Below are 16,439 nucleotides of genomic sequence, written 5' to 3' on the forward strand. Positions count from 1 at the left end.
CCTTAAAATTAGAATGTAACATAATGTTTTGATCTAAAAATTGATCAAACTTAAATTATATTACCTCTTCATTTCCTAGGCATCTGCAGAAACATCCCCAGATGACGATAAAAGCTTTAGAGAACCACCAGCTTTTTTAACCGCTTCAACAGCTGCCGCTGATGCTCTTGACACTTCCAAGTTGATGGCCTGATTTAGATTTCCATTGGCAAGCAAACAAACGCCAGAGTATTTTTTTCCCTTAAATAAACCGGCCTCACGCAATGCTTTTTCATCAATTAAAGATGATGCATTCAATTTGCCCTGCTCAATAGCGGATGAAAGGGTCCGAAGATTAATTTCTACATAATTTTTGCGAAAAATATTCTTAAACCCTCTTTTTGGCATACGACGGTAAAGTGGAAGCTGTCCACCTTCAAAGCCATTGATTGCCACACCTGAACGTGCCAACTGACCTTTCACGCCTTTACCTGATGTTTTTCCTTTACCAGAACCAATACCTCGTCCAAGACGTTTTTTACGGTATCTCGCTCCAGCATTATCACGAAGTTCATTTAGATTCATTTATCCCTCCACCTTAACGAGGTGGCGAATCTTATTGATCATTCCCTGGACAGCTGGTGTATTTTCCAACTCACGGGTTGCACCAACACGATTCAAACCAAGACCAGTCAATGTTTGCTTTTGATCTTTCTTACGACCAATTGCAGATGCTATCTGAGTTACTTTTACCGTATCACTAGCCATTTACAGCCTCCGCATTTTGAGACGCATGGCCAGAATCACGGCGACCAAGAATTTCAGACACCTTCTTTCCACGTCTTGCTGCAACAACTCTTGGACTCGCACATCTACGCAATGCATCAAAAGTTGCCTTTACCATATTATGTGGATTACGTGAACCTGTTGATTTCGCAACAACATCATTAATTCCAAGGCTTTCAAAAACCGCACGCATTGGACCGCCAGCAATGATACCAGTTCCCGAATCGGCAGATCTTAACACGACCTTACCGGCGCCATAAAAACCTTGCACATCATGATGCAATGTTCTGCCTTCTTTCATGGGAACACGTATCATTGATTTTTTAGCCTGCTCAGTTGCCTTGCGGATTGCTTCAGGCACCTCTCTGGCTTTACCGGCACCATATCCTACACGTCCACGCTGATCACCAACGACGACTAATGCAGCAAAGGCAAAGCGTCGACCACCTTTTACAACTTTAGCAACACGATTAATCGATACCAATTTGTCGATCAAATCTTCATTTTCACGTTCACGTCCACCGCGACCGCCTTCTTTCACTTCACGTGCCATTCGCGACTCCTTTTAGAACGAGAGCCCGCCCTCACGGGCAGCCTCAGCAAGCGCTTTTACACGCCCATGATAAATATAGGAGCCACGATCAAATACGACCTGTTCCAATCCTGCTGCCTTTGCACGCTCAGCAATCAACTTGCCTACAACACGAGCAGCATTAATATCAGCTCCAGTTTTAATTTGTTCTTTAGCCGCTGCATCCAAAGTTGAAGCAGCAACTAAAGTCTTACCAGCCATATCGTCAATAACTTGAGCATAAATATTTTTGCTTGAACGGAAAACCGAAAGACGTGGACGCCCGTTTCCTTTCTGACGAAGCTGATAACGCAACCGTCTGCGACGGCGCGTTTGTAATTCACGTTGCATACCCATTATTTTTTCTTGCCTTCTTTGCGACGTATAATCTCATCTTCATAACGAACACCTTTACCTTTATAAGGTTCAGGTTTTCTAAAATTACGTATATCAAGTGCGATTTGACCAACACGTTGTTTATCATTACCTTCAACAACAATTGCCGTTGGACGTGGCGTTGTAATTTTAATATCAGATGGAATTGGATAAACAACATCGTGTGAATAACCAAGATTCATAACAAGATTTGAACCTTGAACAGCGGCACGAAACCCAGTTCCCGTGATTTCCAGGGCCTTGGTATAACCTTCGGAAACACCTTTGACCATATTCGCAATTAATGCTCTGGTAGTGCCCCACATTGTTCTTGCGGCAACACCATCATCTTTTGGCTTAACAGTAACCTGATTATCTTCAATAACAGTTTCAATATGTTCAGATACAGGCAGAGACAATTCGCCTCTTTTACCTTTGACAACAATTTTACCGTCTTTCAGAGAAACTTGTACCCCTTGCGGAATCTGCACGGGATTTTTGCCTACACGTGACATTGATCCCTCCTCTTAGAATACACGACAGAGCACTTCACCACCAACATTGGCGGCACGTGCTTCAATATCAGATAAAACACCCTGAGGTGTTGACAAAATGGATACCCCAAGGCCACCATAGACACGTGGTAATTCTTTAATTTTAGAATAAACGCGACGACCTGGTTTAGATACTCTCTGAATTTCTTTTATAACAGGAGCACCTTCAGAATACTTCAATTCAATGCGAAGCTGACTTATTCCCTTGCGAAGCTCTTCTTTTTTATATCCGCGAATATAACCTTCACGCTTTAATGCTTCCAAAACATTAACTCTCAAATTAGAAGCGGGAACCACACAAAATGAATGACGAGCTGATTGTGCATTACGTATACGGGTGAGCATATCACCCAATGGATCAGATAATGACATCTATATATCCCTTACCAGCTTGATTTAACCATACCAGGGATTTGCCCGGTAGATGCCAATTCACGCAATGCGATACGGCAAAGTTCAAATTTACGGTAATTCCCACGAGAGCGACCAGTTAGTTTACAACGCAAACGCACTCTTACTCGTGAACCATTACGAGGAAGTTTAGCCAATTTTAAAGATGCATCAAAACGATCTTCAACTGGTAAACTTCTATCCATTACAATATTTTTTAACGCAATGCGTTTTGCTTTATCACGTGCGGACATACGTGCACGCTTCGCATTACGATAAATGGCTGAAGTTTTTGCCATGTTTAATTTTACCCTCCGGAACCTGTCGACTATATCGACCGTTTTCCAAAAAAAACAAATTTGCAAGGTAATGTATCACCTTGCAGCGAAAGAACAATTTCCTATCCAATAAATGGAAGGGAAAATGCTTTTAACAAAGCCTTGGCTTCGTTATTGGTCTTGGCTGTTGTTACAAACACAATATCCATACCACGTACTTCGTCTACTTTATCGTAAACGATTTCAGGAAATACAATCTGTTCTTTCAAACCCATTGCAAAATTTCCACGACCATCAAATCCTTTGTTTGCTGGCAACCCTCTAAAATCACGAACACGTGGCAAAGCGATTGTAACCAAACGATCCAGAAATTCATACATACGGTTTTTACGTAATGTAACTTTACATCCAATGGGTAAACCAGCACGAATTTTAAATCCAGCAATCGCTTTCTTAGTAAGTGTTTTAACGGCTTTTTGACCGGCAATCAAGGTCATTTCTTCCGTGGCAGCATCCAGTTTCTTTTGATCGCCTGCCGCTTCTCCAACACCCATGTTTAAAACAATTTTTTCAAGACGCGGAATCTGCATTTCGTTTTTGTAATTGAATTGTTCACGTAACTTTTGACGCAATTCATTTTTGTAAAGCGTGTAAAGGCGCGCTTCAGAGCGAACTTGACTATTTTCTGACATATCCACCTCTCTTAACCTTCGATCACTTCACCGGTGGCTTTGGCAACACGAACCTTACGACCGTCTTCCAAAACTCTAAATCCAACACGAGTAGGTTTCCCTGATTTTGGATCTACCAATTTAAGATTTGACAAGTGAATAGCCTTTTCACGCTCAATAATGCCACCAGCATCACCCATGCGGGTTGGTTTCTTATGATGTTTGGCAACCGCCACACCACGAACCACTGCCTTATTTTCAACAGGAGAAATTGACAGGACTTCACCCTGCACACCTTTCTGAGGCCCTGTAATAACGATTACTTGATCGCCTTTTTTAATACGTGCAGCCATTATAAAACCTCCGGAGCTAAGGAGATAATTTTCATGAATTGACGTGCACGCAACTCCCTTACTACCGGGCCGAAAATACGTGTGCCAATTGGTTCGTTTTGTTTATTTATCAATACAGCAGCATTTTTATCAAAACGTATTGAGGTTCCATCAGGACGACGAACAGGATAGCTTGTTCTGACAATCACAGCTTGATGGACATCACCTTTTTTTACTTTGCCACGAGGAATAGCCTCTTTGACAGAAACGACGATCACGTCGCCGACCGAAGCGGTTTTCCGCTTTGAACCGCCCAGTACCTTAATGCACTGCACCTCTCTTGCACCTGAATTATCAGCCACAGTTAGGTTGGTCTCGGGATGGATCATAGTTAAGCCTCCCTTAAGCTTCTATGCTGGATACTTGCTCAGCCGCACCAAGAGGTGCACCGTTGCGAGAAATCACAGTCCATGTTTTCCTTTTTGAAATCGGAGGAGATTCAATGATACGAACCATATCTCCAATTTGACACTCATTTAATTCATCATGCGCCGCATATTTTTTCGAACGACGAATGAATTTTTTATAAAGCGGGTGCATAACGCGACGAACAACCAAAACAGAAACTGTTTTGTCCATTTTATCGCTTGTCACCCGACCGGTTAGAACGCGCCTTGGCATCGCCCATTAACTCCTCAGGACTTGCCGGCAGATGCGGCAGCACCTGCGGCGTTTTTGTTAACTTCAGTCATAATGGTCTTAATCCGTGCAATATCTCGACGGATTACCCCAATTCGACCCACACCCTCATTTTGACCAGTCGCACGTTGGAAACGTAAATTAAATTGTTCACGTCGCAAATCAATTAACAACGTCTTTAATTCGTCTACCGTTTTAGCGCGCAGATCAGCTGGCTTATTTGCCTTTGCCATTCTAGGCCTCTCCTATACGGGTTACAAATTTCGTTTTAATTGGCAGCTTCGCAGCACCGAGCGTTAACGCCTCTTTTGCAATTTCGGGACTTACACCTTCAATCTCAAATAGAATACGACCTGGTTTGATACGAGCAACCCAATATTCAGGAGACCCTTTTCCAGATCCCATACGAACTTCTGCTGGTTTACTAGAGACAGGAAGGTCTGGAAAAACTCTAATCCACACACGTCCCATACGTTTCATCGCACGTGTAATCGCACGACGAGACGCTTCAATTTGACGGGCTGTAATACGTTCTGGCTGCAGTGCTTTCAAACCATAGGTTCCAAAATTAAGCTCTGTCCCACCTTTAGCCATTCCGTGAATACGGCCTTTATGAGCTTTGCGGAATTTAGTCCGCCGCGGAGATAGCATTATTTAAAATCCTCATGCGTTGTAATAGCTTTATTAATAACTATTATGCTCCAATTAATCAATTACCTTTGTGGTGCCTGATCAGCAGCACGGCGATCCTGGGCCAATGGATCATGGGCCATGATTTCGCCCTTAAAGATCCAAACCTTTACACCACATTTCCCATAGGTTGTATGAGCTGCGGCAACACCATAATCAATATCTGCTCTTAAAGTATGCAAGGGAACACGTCCTTCACGATACCATTCGACGCGTGCAATTTCAGCACCGCCAAGACGACCACTGCAATTGATACGAATTCCCTGTGCACCTAAACGCATTGCTGACTGCACTGCTCTTTTCATCGCACGACGAAACGCCACACGTCTTTCCAGCTGCTGGGCAATATTTTCAGCAACAAGTGTCGCATCAATTTCTGGTTTACGTATTTCAACAATATTCAATGCAACCTCTGCACCGGCCATTGATGTTAATTCTTTACGTAAGCTATCAATATCCTGACCTTTTTTACCAATAACGATTCCGGGGCGCGCCGCATAAATCGTTACACGAGGCTTTTTAGCTGGTCGTTCAATAACAACCCTGGAAACACCCGCACCTGCAAGTTTCTTGCGTAAATGGTCACGAAGTTTGAAATCTTCAAATAATAATTTGGTATAATCATTATCTGCATACCAACGACTATCCCAAGTACGATTGATACCCAAACGCAACCCAATTGGATTAACTTTTTGACCCATATTATGCTGCCTTTCCTTCAGAAGAATCGTTTTCGTCACGCTCAGCAACGACAATCTTCAAATGACTAAAGAATTTCTGAATTTGCGCTGAACGTCCACGACCCCTCGCATGAAAACGACGCATAACCATCGCTTTACCCACCTCTGCCTTGGATACAATCAAACGGTCTACATCAAGTTGATGATTGTTTTCCGCATTTGCAATCGCGCTTTCCAGAATTGTTTTAACTTCTTTAGCAATTCTTCTTTTAGAAAAGGTTAATTTTGCCAAAGCAGTGGATGCAGGTTGATTACGAATCAATCCAGCAACAAGATTTAGTTTTCGTGGACTTACACGAATATTACGTCCAATTGCCTGTGCTTCGGTTTCAGCGAGTGCACGATCATGTTTTGGTTTACTCATATCCTAGCCCCGCTTAACTTTTTTGTCTGCTGCATGACCATTGAATGTACGGGTTGGCGAAAATTCACCGAATTTATGACCCACCATATTTTCACTGACCTGCACTGGTAAAAATTTATGGCCGTTGTAAACACCAAAAACCAAACCAACAAACTGCGGCAAAATGGTGGAACGGCGTGACCAAATTTTGATCACATCGTTACGACCTGAAGCGCGTGCGGTTTCAGCTTTCTTAAGTAAATACCCGTCTACAAACGGGCCTTTCCAGACGGATCTTGCCATCTCTATTTGCCCCTTTTATTTGCCTGTCTTACGGCGACGGATAATCAAGCTGTCCGTACGCTTATTGACTCTTGTTTTATAACCTTTAGTTGGTTTACCCCATGGTGTCACAGGATGACGACCACCAGAAGTACGACCTTCACCACCACCATGAGGATGATCAACCGGGTTCATGACAACACCACGGTTGTGTGGACGACGGCCTAACCAACGGCTACGTCCCGCCTTACCAAAATGCTGATTCATGTTATCTGGATTGGATACGGCACCAACTGTTGCCATACATTCACCACGTACCAAACGCAATTCATTCGACTGCAGTTTGATTTGTGCATATCCAGCATCCTTACCAACCAACTGAGCGTAAGTTCCAGCTGAACGAACCAGTTTTCCGCCGGCTCCTTCTTTTAATTCAATATTGTGAATAATGGTTCCTACAGGGATAGCTGCTAAAGGCATTGCATTTCCAGGTTTAACATCTACACGCTGACCTGCGATTACAACATCTCCAGCTTTTAATCTTTGAGGTGCCAGAATATAAGATAACTCACCGTCTTCATATTTGATCAACGCGATAAAAGCAGTTCGATTGGGATCATATTCTAACCGTTCAACAGTTGCAGGCATATCATATTTACGTCTTTTAAAATCGACATAACGGTATGACTGTTTATGCCCACCCCCAATAAAACGAGAGGTAATTCGACCATTATTATTACGTCCACCCGTCTTGTTCTTACCTTCGGTAAGCGTCTTGACAGGTTTACCTTTCCAAAGCTCCTTACGGTCAATTAGAACCGTGCCACGAAGACTTGGAGTAACTGGTTTAAAGTGCTTAAGTGCCATTAATTCCTACCTCACACTTATGACAACTTGGTTGTCAAATCAATTGACTGACCTTCAGCAAGTTGAACAAAAGCTTTTTTAACATCAGAACGACGCCCTAACCGACCTCGAAATCTTTTTGTCTTACCTTTTAAAATCAGCGTATTAACACCCAACACTTTCACACCGAACAAAGTTTCAATCGCAACTTTGATTTGAAGCTTAGTAGCGTTTGATGCAACTTTAAACGCAATTTGATTTTTTTCTGACAAAAAAGTTGCCTTTTCAGTAATCAAGGGCGCGCGAATAATGTTAAACATCGCTTCACGAGACATTTTTTCCGCCTTTTGGCGAATTGAAAGTATATTCGTCATACTAGGCGCTCCTTTAACCCATCAACTGCTGCGCGCGTAATAGCCAAAATGTCATGATTTAAAATGTCATAAACATTTGCACCAATTGTTGGAAGAATATCTACTGAAGCGATATTTCTTACTGCACGTCCAAAATTCTCATCAATATTTGCATCAATAATTAAAGTTGAATTCCAGCCCAACACTTTTAATTTTGCAGCTAATTCAGATGTTTTTGCAGTATTATTGGCTTCGTCAATAACGACCAACTTACCTTCTGCCAATTTCTGTGATAAAGCAGAAATAAGACCAAGACGCCTTACTTTCTTTGGCAAATCATACCCATGATCACGCACTACTGGACCATGAACAATGCCACCGGTACGAAACTGCGGTCCACGTAACGAACCTTGACGCGCATTACCTGTACCTTTTTGCCGATAAGGTTTTTTTGTTGTTCCAGAAACTTCACCACGCCCCTTAATCTTATGATTGCCAGAACGACGTTTGGCAAGCTGCCAATGCACAACTCTTGCCATAATATCTTGACGGGGTTCAATTCCGAAAATTTCATCTGGAAGCGTAATATTGCCAGCACTTCCATTATCGAAGGTTTTGATTTCTACATCCATAGTGTTCAACCTTCCTCAGCAACCGTTGCCAATGCTGCCGGAAATGGTGCATCAGCATGACGAGGCTTTTTGATCGCATCACGCAAGAGAACAAACCCGTTTTTCGCACCAGGCACTGCACCTTTAATCATGATCAAATTTTTCTCTACATCTACAGCAGCAACCTCAAGATTCTGCGTCGTTACACGCTCACTACCTAAATGGCCTGCCATCTTCTTATTTTTAAATGTTTTACCAGGGTCTTGTCTATTCCCTGTGGAACCATGCGAACGATGACTAATTGAAACACCATGAGTTGCTTCCAACCCCTTGAAATTCCAACGTTTCATTCCACCTGCAAATCCCTTACCTTTACTGGTCCCAGTTACGTCCACCTTTTGTCCTACAACAAAATGAGCGGCAGTCAATCTTGCCCCCGCCTCAACAACAGCGTCTTCCGTAACACGAAATTCTACAAGTTTCTGTTTTGGTTCAACTTTTACCCGTGCAAAATGACCACGATTAGGCTTGCTAACATTTTTTACCTTAGCTTTACCATACCCCAATTGAAGGGCTGTGTATCCATCACGTTCATTTGTACGAGCATCAACTACTTGTACTTCATCCAAGTACAATACAGTGACTGGCACATGAGTGCCGTCCTCTTTAAATAGCCGGGTCATTCCCAACTTTTTTGCGATCAATCCTGTACGCATCGTCTGGACCTTATAGCTTAATCTCGACATCAACGCCAGCGGCGAGGTCAAGTTTCATGAGAGCGTCCACGGTCTGCGGGTTGGGCTCAACAATATCTAACAAACGCCGGTGCGTTCTGATTTCGAACTGCTCACGACTCTTCTTATCAATATGGGGTGAGCGGTTAACTGTAAACCGCTCAATGTGCGTTGGCAACGGGATTGGTCCCCTTACCTGTGCCCCCGTACGCTTCGCTGTATTTACGATTTCACGAGTGCTATTATCCAACACACGATAATCGTAAGCTTTAAGGCGAATACGGATGTTTTGGCTTTCCATTTATTTCTGCCTACAAAAACGAATCCTTTTCGGATCCAAGAACAACAAGATTCCCAGCTGCAAAAACAGCTGGGAATCCAAACTAATTAGCCGAGACTATTCGGTAATTTTGGAAACTACACCAGCCCCAACAGTACGTCCACCTTCGCGAATAGCGAATCGCAGACCTTCATCCATGGCAATAGGAGCAATCAATTCAACATCCATTGCCGCATTATCACCAGGCATCACCATTTCCACACCTTCTGGAAGATGTACAACACCAGTTACATCAGTTGTACGGAAATAGAATTGTGGACGGTAATTGGTGAAGAATGGAGTATGACGCCCACCTTCTTCTTTTGTAAGAATATAAGCTTCCGCCTTAAATTTGTTATGTGGCTTAATGGTTCCTGGTTTAGCCAGAACTTGACCACGTTCAACATCTTCACGTTTTGTTCCACGAAGAAGCGCACCGATATTGTCACCCGCTTCACCACGGTCAAGTAACTTGCGGAACATTTCAACACCGGTAACTGTTGTTTTGGTTGTTGGATGAATACCAACAATTTCAACTTCTTCACCAACAGTGATTTCACCACGCTCCACACGTCCGGTGACAACCGTACCACGTCCAGAAATAGAGAAAACATCCTCAATTGGCATCAAGAATGGACGATCAATTGGACGTTCTGGCTGCGGGATATATTCATCAACAGCATTCATCAGGTCAAGAATACGGTTTTTACCCAATTCTGGATCACCATCTTCAAGAGCAACCAAAGCTGATCCTTTAATAATAGGAATATCATCTCCAGGAAATTCATACGAAGAAAGTAATTCGCGAATTTCCATTTCAACAAGCTCAAGAAGTTCAGGGTCATCAACTTGATCACATTTATTCATGAATACGACCAATGCTGGAACACCAACCTGACGAGCCAAAAGAATGTGTTCACGAGTCTGTGGCATAGGACCATCAGCAGCTGAAACAACCAGGATAGCACCATCCATCTGTGCCGCACCTGTGATCATATTTTTAACATAGTCAGCGTGACCAGGACAGTCAACATGAGCATAGTGACGTTTATCTGTTTCATACTCAACATGCGCCGTTGAAATAGTAATACCACGGGCACGTTCTTCAGGCGCCTTATCAATCATATCATAGGCAGTAAAATCCGCACCGCCTTTTTCTGCCAAAACTTTTGTTATAGCAGCTGTTAATGTTGTTTTACCATGATCAACGTGACCAATAGTTCCAATGTTACAGTGCGGTTTATTCCGCTCAAATTTAGCCTTTGCCATTGTCTCTCTCCGTTAACTCGGTTTTTACCAAGAAATTCGGTTAAAAAAATTAAGTTCAAACTTATACTTACCAGCGATAATGACTGAATGCCTTATTTGCTTCAGCCATACGGTGAGTATCCTCGCGCTTTTTAACAGCCGCTCCACGATTATTGATAGCGTCATGCAATTCGTTTGACAATCTTTCTTGCATAGTATTTTCGCCACGTTTACGGGAAGCGTCAATTAACCAGCGAATTGCTAATGCCTGACGACGGTCAGCACGAACTTCTACAGGCACCTGGTACGTTGCACCGCCTACACGGCGTGAACGAACTTCAACGGCTGGCTTAACATTATCCAAAGCTTCGTGAAACAGGTTTACAGGGTCCGCTAATTCACCGCCACGGGCACGTAGAGATTCCAATGCACCATAAACGATTTTTTCAGCAATAGATTTTTTACCATCATACATCAACGCATTCATGAAACGCGTGATGACCACATCACCAAACTTAGGATCGGGAAGTATCTCACGCTTTACTGCGCGGTGTCGGCGACTCATGCCTTTTAATTCCTCTTATTTTGGACGTTTAGCACCATACAAAGAACGACGTTGACGTCGCTTTGCAATTCCTTGTGTATCCAGAACACCACGTAAAATATGATAACGCACGCCTGGCAAATCCTTAACACGTCCACCACGTATTAAGACCACACTATGTTCTTGCAAGTTATGACCTTCACCAGGAATATAACTCACCACTTCATAACCGTTCGTCAGACGTACCTTTGCAACTTTACGCAATGCTGAGTTTGGCTTTTTAGGTGTTGTTGTATAAACACGAGTACATACCCCTCGTTTTTGCGGGCATCCCTGCAAAGCAGGAACCTTATTGCGCTTGGCAGCAGGTTCGCGGCCTTTAGCGATTAATTGGTTAATGGTCGGCATTCGCCTTTCCCGATCCTTACTATTTCTAGGTCAAGCAACGCAATATCGTTACTCGACGGTCATTACAACAATTAACATTTAATTAAATAAATGCCACTAAAGTTGGCATAAAAATAAAACCATATACCTTATAAACGATGTTTTATCTAATGTGCCATAAATTTATTCAACAGATAACGATGCTTTTTAACAAGACCCTTGTTAAATTGCAAGCTATTTTTAAAACAGCTTAAAATTGAACTAGGTAACCTTGCAAAAAAACATTTTATTTTTGCCAAAAGACAAAAATGACCCGTATTTTAACTTATTAAATGGGTAATAATACCCATTTAATAAAACTGAAAACGAATAAAGTTATATACCTATACCTTATTCAGTGACCTGAGTCACGTCCTTTATTTCATTATTTTCTGATGTAACAGAAGAAAGTTCAATTTCCGCTTCACCATTCATCTTATTTGCATCCAGAATTCGTTGTCTATCTCTTGAATAGGCCATGGCACGGAATCTGTTCATAACACTACCCGTTCCTGCAGGAACAAGACGTCCGACGATTACATTCTCCTTTAATCCCATCAAGGTATCAACCTTCCCCGCAGATGCGGCCTCTGTCAATACACGAGTTGTTTCCTGGAAGGAAGCCGCTGAAATAAAGGATTTGGTTTGTAACGCAGCTTTGGTGATACCCTGTAAAACTGGTGAACCAGTTGCCGGACGCTCGTTGGCGTTCATCCGTTTGATATTTTCTTGTTCAAATTCCAAGCGATCTACAGTTTCACCAATTAAATAAGTCGTATCACCTGGATCCGTCACCTCAATCTTCTGCAGCATTTGACGAACGATCACTTCAATATGTTTATCATTGATCTTCACACCCTGAAGACGATAAACACTCTGAATTTCATCAATCAGATAATCCGACAAGGCTTCAATTCCAAGAACCTTTAAAATATCATGAGGAACACGTGGTCCATCAACAAGAGGATCGCCCTTACGGACAAAATCACCTTCCTGTACAGAAATATGTTTTCCTTTAGGAATCAAATATTCTGTTTCTTCACCAGCATCCTCATTACGTACAACGATCCGACGTTTTGCCTTATAGTCTTTTCCGAATTCAACCACACCATCATTTTCGGCAATAATCGCATGATCTTTCGGACGACGTGCCTCGAAAAGTTCAGCCACCCGTGGAAGACCCCCGGTAATATCACGCGTCTTGGAACCTTCTCTTGGAATACGAGCCAAGACATCACCGGCATTAACCTGCGCCCCATTTTCCACAGAAAGCAGGGAATCTGGAGACAAGAAGTAACGTGCGTCGTTACCGTTCCCCAACTTCATGACTTCCCCATTTGAATCCTTTAACTGCAAGCGTGGTCTCAAATCACGAGATTTACTTGTTTGCTTATAGTCAACAACAACTTTTGAAGAAAGACCCGTGACTTCATCCATCCGTTCAACCAGTGTAATACCTTCAATCAGATCCTGATACTCAATTGTACCTGATTTTTCAGTAATAATAGGTAAAGTATATGGATCCCATTCTGCCATTTTCTGATGGCGCTTGACATTCGATCCATTTTTAACAAGCAAACGTGCACCATAGGGAATACGGTAATGAGCGCGTTCAATTCCATTATCATCCAACAAGATAATTTCACAGTTTCTGGACATGACAATGTCAAATCCCTGACTGTTTTGAACAACATTCAGATTTATAATCTTGACCTTGCCATCGCGGGAGGATTCAACCATAGATTGTTCTGCACCTTTTTGTGCTGCACCACCAATATGAAATGTACGCATTGTCAACTGAGTCCCAGGCTCACCAATTGATTGAGCAGCAATAACACCGACAGCCTCTCCTATATTAACAGGAGTTCCGCGAGCAAGATCACGACCATAACAATGAGCGCATACGCCAACCTGACTGTCACAGGTTAAAACAGAACGAATCATCACACTTTCAACATTGGCCTTTTCGATTGCCTCAACCTCGGCCTCCTCCAAAAGCGTGTTACGAGGATAAAGAATTTTACCAGTTGCTGGATCCGTTACATCTGCTGCCAATGTACGTCCAAGAATACGTTCTGCTAGTGAAGAAATAACCTCACCACCATCCATTACCGCACGAACAACCAATCCGCGTTCTGTTCCACAATCTGGCTCAACAATAATGCAATCCTGAGCAACGTCAACCAGACGACGAGTAAGATATCCAGAGTTTGCGGTTTTCAGGGCCGTATCAGCCAATCCTTTACGTGCACCATGAGTCGACGTAAAATAATCAAGAACAGAAAGACCTTCCTTGAAATTGGCAATAATAGGTTGTTCAATAATTTCACCTGACGGTTTCGCCATCAGACCACGCATACCGGCCAACTGCTTCATCTGGGCTGGGGACCCACGAGCTCCAGAATGACTCATCATCCAGACAGAATTGATGGGTTGGCCAGGCTCTACATGTGAAATCTTTTTCATCATCGCTGCCTGAACCTCATCCGTACAACGTGACCAGGCATCAACAACCTTGTTATAACGCTCTCCTGCTGTAATCAAACCGTCCTGATATTGCTGTTCAAACTCCTTAACCTCTTCGGTTGTCTTGGCGACCAGTTCCTTTTTCGCATCAGGAATGATCATATCATCCTTACCAAATGAAATACCAGCTTTAGCAGCGTAAGAGAATCCTAGTCCCATCATACGATCCGCAAAAATCACACATTCCTTCTGACCACAATGACGATAGACAATATCGATAATATCTGAAATTGTCTTTTTCGTTAATTGTTGATTGATCAATGAAAAATTGATTGCTGGATGTTTTGGAAGAATCTGTGAAATCAACATTCTACCTGCGGTTGTCACTACCTTTTGATAAACTAGCTCACCATCCGCATTCTTTGTTTGAAAACGACAACGAATTTTATCGTGAAGCTTCAAGGTTCTGGATGACAATGCATGTTCAATCTCACCAATATTCGCAAAAAGAGGTGCACCCTTTTTAATAAGATGACCTTCAGAATCATATTCGGATTGATCTGGAGTTAATTTAAATTCAGGAATTTCCAGACTCAGATAATACAGCCCCAATACAATATCCTGAGATGGAACAATAATAGGCTTACCACTAGCAGGACTAAGAATATTATTTGTGGACATCATCAAAACACGTGCCTCGAGCTGCGCTTCCAAACTCAATGGCACATGAACCGCCATCTGATCACCGTCAAAATCTGCATTGAAGGCAGTACATACCAATGGATGCAACTGAATCGCTTTACCCTCAATCAAAACAGGTTCGAAAGCTTGAATACCCAAGCGGTGTAAAGTTGGTGCACGGTTAAGCATGACAGGATGTTCACGAATAACCTCTTCAATAATATCCCAAACTTCTGGGCGTTCTTTCTCAACCATACGCTTAGCTGCCTTAATGGTCGTCGCATGCCCATATTTTTCAAGCTTGGAATATATAAATGGCTTGAACAATTCCAATGCCATTTTTTTAGGCAAACCGCATTGATGCAATTTCAGTTCAGGACCAACCACAATCACTGAACGTCCAGAATAATCCACACGTTTACCAAGCAAGTTTTGACGGAAACGTCCCTGTTTTCCTTTAAGCATATCCGCCAAGGATTTTAATGGTCGTTTATTCGCCCCTGTAATTGCCCGTCCTCTACGTCCATTATCAAACAACGCATCAACAGATTCCTGCAACATACGTTTTTCGTTACGAATGATAATATCCGGTGCACGCAATTCCATTAACCGTTTCAACCGGTTATTACGGTTGATGACACGACGGTACAAATCATTGAGATCTGATGTAGCAAAACGGCCCCCGTCCAATGGGACAAGCGGTCTTAATTCAGGTGGAATGACTGGTACAACACTCATGATCATCCATTCAGGACGACAACCACTTTCTGCAAAAGCTTCCACTAGTTTTAAACGTTTTACAAGCTTCTTACGTTTGACTTCAGAGGTCGTTTCTTTTAATTCGGCGCGTAATTCTACCTTTTCAACATCACAATCGATATTGACCAGAATTTTCTTAATCGCTTCCGCACCAATCCCTATTTCAATACCCTCATGCCCATATTCTTCCATAGCATCAAGATATTGATCCTCAGTCAGCAGGCTATATTGTTTTAATGGCGATGTCCCGGGTTCTAAAACAACATAATTTTCAAAATACAAAACCCTCTCGAGATCTTTCAAAGTCATATCGATCATTAATCCGATACGACTTGGAAGAGATTTCAAAAACCAAATATGTGCAACCGGGCTTGCAAGCTCAATATGCCCCATACGTTCACGACGCACTTTGGCAAGCGTAACTTCAACACCGCATTTTTCACATACTATGCCACGGAATTTCATCCGTTTATATTTACCACAAAGACATTCATAATCCTTGATCGGACCGAAAATGCGCGCACAAAACAATCCATCCCGTTCTGGTTTAAAAGTACGATAATTAATTGTCTCTGGCTTTTTCACTTCACCATAAGACCAAGACCGTATCTGTTCAGACGAGGCCAATTGAATTTTAATCTGATCAAACGTCATTGCTTGGCCAGTCTGACCAAGAATTTTCATAAGTTCATTCATTCGCCAAAAACCTTTTGGGGGGTTGAGATATACATAAACTGAATACCTCATTGATAATATTTAAAA

General features: G+C 42.5%; 25 protein-coding genes. All 25 read right to left on the minus strand.

Features of this window, described 5'->3' with window-relative positions; translation table 11 throughout:
• Positions 1-75: 75 nt before the first annotated feature.
• On the minus strand, positions 76-564 hold the full coding sequence (rplO, locus tag GN303_RS06715) for a 50S ribosomal protein L15 (RefSeq protein WP_110438387.1): 489 nt from the start codon (positions 562-564) through the stop codon (positions 76-78).
• Positions 565-747, minus strand: a complete 183-nt coding sequence (gene rpmD / locus GN303_RS06720; RefSeq protein WP_110438388.1) for a 50S ribosomal protein L30 — start codon at positions 745-747, stop codon at positions 565-567. It abuts the gene before it with no gap.
• On the minus strand, positions 740-1,318 hold the full coding sequence (gene rpsE / locus GN303_RS06725; RefSeq protein WP_110438389.1) for a 30S ribosomal protein S5: 579 nt from the start codon (positions 1,316-1,318) through the stop codon (positions 740-742). The genes rpmD and rpsE overlap by 8 nt, the downstream gene beginning before the upstream one ends.
• Positions 1,319-1,330: 12 nt before the next feature.
• Positions 1,331-1,693 (minus strand): 50S ribosomal protein L18, encoded by a 363-nt coding sequence (gene rplR / locus GN303_RS06730; RefSeq protein WP_110438390.1) that lies wholly within the window; start codon positions 1,691-1,693, stop codon positions 1,331-1,333.
• Positions 1,693-2,226, minus strand: a complete 534-nt coding sequence (gene rplF, locus GN303_RS06735; RefSeq protein ID WP_110438391.1) for a 50S ribosomal protein L6 — start codon at positions 2,224-2,226, stop codon at positions 1,693-1,695. The genes rplR and rplF overlap by 1 nt, the downstream gene beginning before the upstream one ends.
• Before the next feature lie 12 nt (positions 2,227-2,238).
• Positions 2,239-2,637, minus strand: coding sequence for a 30S ribosomal protein S8 (rpsH, locus tag GN303_RS06740; RefSeq protein ID WP_110438392.1), 399 nt, complete (start codon positions 2,635-2,637; stop codon positions 2,239-2,241).
• An 11-nt stretch (positions 2,638-2,648) separates the two neighbouring features.
• On the minus strand, positions 2,649-2,954 hold the full coding sequence (gene rpsN / locus GN303_RS06745; protein ID WP_110438393.1) for a 30S ribosomal protein S14: 306 nt from the start codon (positions 2,952-2,954) through the stop codon (positions 2,649-2,651).
• Positions 2,955-3,055: 101 nt separating this feature from the next.
• Positions 3,056-3,625: a 50S ribosomal protein L5 gene (rplE, locus tag GN303_RS06750; protein ID WP_110438394.1), complete on the minus strand. Its 570-nt coding sequence runs from the start codon at positions 3,623-3,625 to the stop codon at positions 3,056-3,058.
• 11 nt (positions 3,626-3,636) lie between these two features.
• On the minus strand, positions 3,637-3,957 hold the full coding sequence (gene rplX / locus GN303_RS06755; RefSeq protein WP_110438395.1) for a 50S ribosomal protein L24: 321 nt from the start codon (positions 3,955-3,957) through the stop codon (positions 3,637-3,639).
• A complete protein-coding gene (rplN, locus tag GN303_RS06760) occupies positions 3,957-4,325 on the minus strand; it encodes a 50S ribosomal protein L14 (RefSeq protein ID WP_110438396.1) in 369 nt (122 codons plus the stop codon). The genes rplX and rplN overlap by 1 nt, the downstream gene beginning before the upstream one ends.
• Positions 4,326-4,338: 13 nt before the next feature.
• Complete coding sequence (rpsQ, locus tag GN303_RS06765; protein ID WP_110438397.1) at positions 4,339-4,617, minus strand: 30S ribosomal protein S17; 279 nt, start codon at positions 4,615-4,617, stop codon at positions 4,339-4,341.
• A gap of 14 nt (positions 4,618-4,631) precedes the next feature.
• Positions 4,632-4,868, minus strand: coding sequence for a 50S ribosomal protein L29 (gene rpmC / locus GN303_RS06770; RefSeq protein ID WP_110438398.1), 237 nt, complete (start codon positions 4,866-4,868; stop codon positions 4,632-4,634).
• 1 nt (position 4,869) lies between these two features.
• Positions 4,870-5,286 (minus strand): 50S ribosomal protein L16, encoded by a 417-nt coding sequence (rplP, locus tag GN303_RS06775; protein ID WP_110438399.1) that lies wholly within the window; start codon positions 5,284-5,286, stop codon positions 4,870-4,872.
• 62 nt (positions 5,287-5,348) lie between these two features.
• On the minus strand, positions 5,349-6,026 hold the full coding sequence (gene rpsC, locus GN303_RS06780; RefSeq protein ID WP_110438400.1) for a 30S ribosomal protein S3: 678 nt from the start codon (positions 6,024-6,026) through the stop codon (positions 5,349-5,351).
• A gap of 1 nt (position 6,027) precedes the next feature.
• Positions 6,028-6,429, minus strand: a complete 402-nt coding sequence (rplV, locus tag GN303_RS06785; RefSeq protein WP_110438401.1) for a 50S ribosomal protein L22 — start codon at positions 6,427-6,429, stop codon at positions 6,028-6,030.
• 3 nt (positions 6,430-6,432) lie between these two features.
• Positions 6,433-6,711: a 30S ribosomal protein S19 gene (gene rpsS / locus GN303_RS06790; protein ID WP_110438402.1), complete on the minus strand. Its 279-nt coding sequence runs from the start codon at positions 6,709-6,711 to the stop codon at positions 6,433-6,435.
• A 15-nt stretch (positions 6,712-6,726) separates the two neighbouring features.
• Positions 6,727-7,557, minus strand: a complete 831-nt coding sequence (gene rplB, locus GN303_RS06795; RefSeq protein ID WP_110438403.1) for a 50S ribosomal protein L2 — start codon at positions 7,555-7,557, stop codon at positions 6,727-6,729.
• Between the two features lie 17 nt (positions 7,558-7,574).
• Positions 7,575-7,871, minus strand: coding sequence for a 50S ribosomal protein L23 (locus GN303_RS06800; RefSeq protein ID WP_197037492.1), 297 nt, complete (start codon positions 7,869-7,871; stop codon positions 7,575-7,577).
• A gap of 35 nt (positions 7,872-7,906) precedes the next feature.
• Positions 7,907-8,521, minus strand: a complete 615-nt coding sequence (gene rplD, locus GN303_RS06805) for a 50S ribosomal protein L4 (RefSeq protein ID WP_110438405.1) — start codon at positions 8,519-8,521, stop codon at positions 7,907-7,909.
• A 5-nt stretch (positions 8,522-8,526) separates the two neighbouring features.
• The gene (gene rplC / locus GN303_RS06810; protein WP_110438406.1) at positions 8,527-9,216 is read right to left on the minus strand and encodes a 50S ribosomal protein L3; all 690 of its coding nucleotides are present in this window, start codon (positions 9,214-9,216) and stop codon (positions 8,527-8,529) included.
• Positions 9,217-9,226: 10 nt separating this feature from the next.
• Positions 9,227-9,535, minus strand: coding sequence for a 30S ribosomal protein S10 (gene rpsJ, locus GN303_RS06815; protein WP_110438407.1), 309 nt, complete (start codon positions 9,533-9,535; stop codon positions 9,227-9,229).
• Between the two features lie 96 nt (positions 9,536-9,631).
• Positions 9,632-10,822 (minus strand): elongation factor Tu, encoded by a 1,191-nt coding sequence (gene tuf, locus GN303_RS06820; protein ID WP_110438408.1) that lies wholly within the window; start codon positions 10,820-10,822, stop codon positions 9,632-9,634.
• Between the two features lie 67 nt (positions 10,823-10,889).
• Positions 10,890-11,366, minus strand: coding sequence for a 30S ribosomal protein S7 (gene rpsG, locus GN303_RS06825; protein WP_110438409.1), 477 nt, complete (start codon positions 11,364-11,366; stop codon positions 10,890-10,892).
• A 15-nt stretch (positions 11,367-11,381) separates the two neighbouring features.
• Positions 11,382-11,753: a 30S ribosomal protein S12 gene (gene rpsL / locus GN303_RS06830; protein ID WP_003621118.1), complete on the minus strand. Its 372-nt coding sequence runs from the start codon at positions 11,751-11,753 to the stop codon at positions 11,382-11,384.
• 369 nt (positions 11,754-12,122) lie between these two features.
• The gene (gene rpoC, locus GN303_RS06835) at positions 12,123-16,373 is read right to left on the minus strand and encodes a DNA-directed RNA polymerase subunit beta' (protein WP_110438410.1); all 4,251 of its coding nucleotides are present in this window, start codon (positions 16,371-16,373) and stop codon (positions 12,123-12,125) included.
• Positions 16,374-16,439 lie beyond the last annotated feature (66 nt).

The sequence above is a fragment of the Commensalibacter melissae genome (assembly GCF_009734185.1).
In the GTDB taxonomy this organism is placed as follows: domain Bacteria; phylum Pseudomonadota; class Alphaproteobacteria; order Acetobacterales; family Acetobacteraceae; genus Commensalibacter; species Commensalibacter melissae.

Bases quoted from the DNA above. Each gene is read 5' to 3' on its own strand.
- rplO (WP_110438387.1), bottom strand. From the start codon at position 564: ATGAATCTAAATGAACTTCGTGATAATGCTGGAGCGAGATACCGTAAA.
- rpmD (WP_110438388.1), bottom strand. From the start codon at position 747: ATGGCTAGTGATACGGTAAAAGTAACTCAGATAGCATCTGCAATTGGT.
- rpsE (WP_110438389.1), bottom strand. From the start codon at position 1,318: ATGGCACGTGAAGTGAAAGAAGGCGGTCGCGGTGGACGTGAACGTGAA.
- rplR (WP_110438390.1), bottom strand. From the start codon at position 1,693: ATGGGTATGCAACGTGAATTACAAACGCGCCGTCGCAGACGGTTGCGT.
- rplF (WP_110438391.1), bottom strand. From the start codon at position 2,226: ATGTCACGTGTAGGCAAAAATCCCGTGCAGATTCCGCAAGGGGTACAA.
- rpsH (WP_110438392.1), bottom strand. From the start codon at position 2,637: ATGTCATTATCTGATCCATTGGGTGATATGCTCACCCGTATACGTAAT.
- rpsN (WP_110438393.1), bottom strand. From the start codon at position 2,954: ATGGCAAAAACTTCAGCCATTTATCGTAATGCGAAGCGTGCACGTATG.
- rplE (WP_110438394.1), bottom strand. From the start codon at position 3,625: ATGTCAGAAAATAGTCAAGTTCGCTCTGAAGCGCGCCTTTACACGCTT.
- rplX (WP_110438395.1), bottom strand. From the start codon at position 3,957: ATGGCTGCACGTATTAAAAAAGGCGATCAAGTAATCGTTATTACAGGG.
- rplN (WP_110438396.1), bottom strand. From the start codon at position 4,325: ATGATCCATCCCGAGACCAACCTAACTGTGGCTGATAATTCAGGTGCA.
- rpsQ (WP_110438397.1), bottom strand. From the start codon at position 4,617: ATGCCAAGGCGCGTTCTAACCGGTCGGGTGACAAGCGATAAAATGGAC.
- rpmC (WP_110438398.1), bottom strand. From the start codon at position 4,868: ATGGCAAAGGCAAATAAGCCAGCTGATCTGCGCGCTAAAACGGTAGAC.
- rplP (WP_110438399.1), bottom strand. From the start codon at position 5,286: ATGCTATCTCCGCGGCGGACTAAATTCCGCAAAGCTCATAAAGGCCGT.
- rpsC (WP_110438400.1), bottom strand. From the start codon at position 6,026: ATGGGTCAAAAAGTTAATCCAATTGGGTTGCGTTTGGGTATCAATCGT.
- rplV (WP_110438401.1), bottom strand. From the start codon at position 6,429: ATGAGTAAACCAAAACATGATCGTGCACTCGCTGAAACCGAAGCACAG.
- rpsS (WP_110438402.1), bottom strand. From the start codon at position 6,711: ATGGCAAGATCCGTCTGGAAAGGCCCGTTTGTAGACGGGTATTTACTT.
- rplB (WP_110438403.1), bottom strand. From the start codon at position 7,557: ATGGCACTTAAGCACTTTAAACCAGTTACTCCAAGTCTTCGTGGCACG.
- GN303_RS06800 (WP_197037492.1), bottom strand. From the start codon at position 7,871: ATGTCTCGTGAAGCGATGTTTAACATTATTCGCGCGCCCTTGATTACT.
- rplD (WP_110438405.1), bottom strand. From the start codon at position 8,521: ATGGATGTAGAAATCAAAACCTTCGATAATGGAAGTGCTGGCAATATT.
- rplC (WP_110438406.1), bottom strand. From the start codon at position 9,216: ATGCGTACAGGATTGATCGCAAAAAAGTTGGGAATGACCCGGCTATTT.
- rpsJ (WP_110438407.1), bottom strand. From the start codon at position 9,535: ATGGAAAGCCAAAACATCCGTATTCGCCTTAAAGCTTACGATTATCGT.
- tuf (WP_110438408.1), bottom strand. From the start codon at position 10,822: ATGGCAAAGGCTAAATTTGAGCGGAATAAACCGCACTGTAACATTGGA.
- rpsG (WP_110438409.1), bottom strand. From the start codon at position 11,366: ATGAGTCGCCGACACCGCGCAGTAAAGCGTGAGATACTTCCCGATCCT.
- rpsL (WP_003621118.1), bottom strand. From the start codon at position 11,753: ATGCCGACCATTAACCAATTAATCGCTAAAGGCCGCGAACCTGCTGCC.
- rpoC (WP_110438410.1), bottom strand. From the start codon at position 16,373: ATGAATGAACTTATGAAAATTCTTGGTCAGACTGGCCAAGCAATGACG.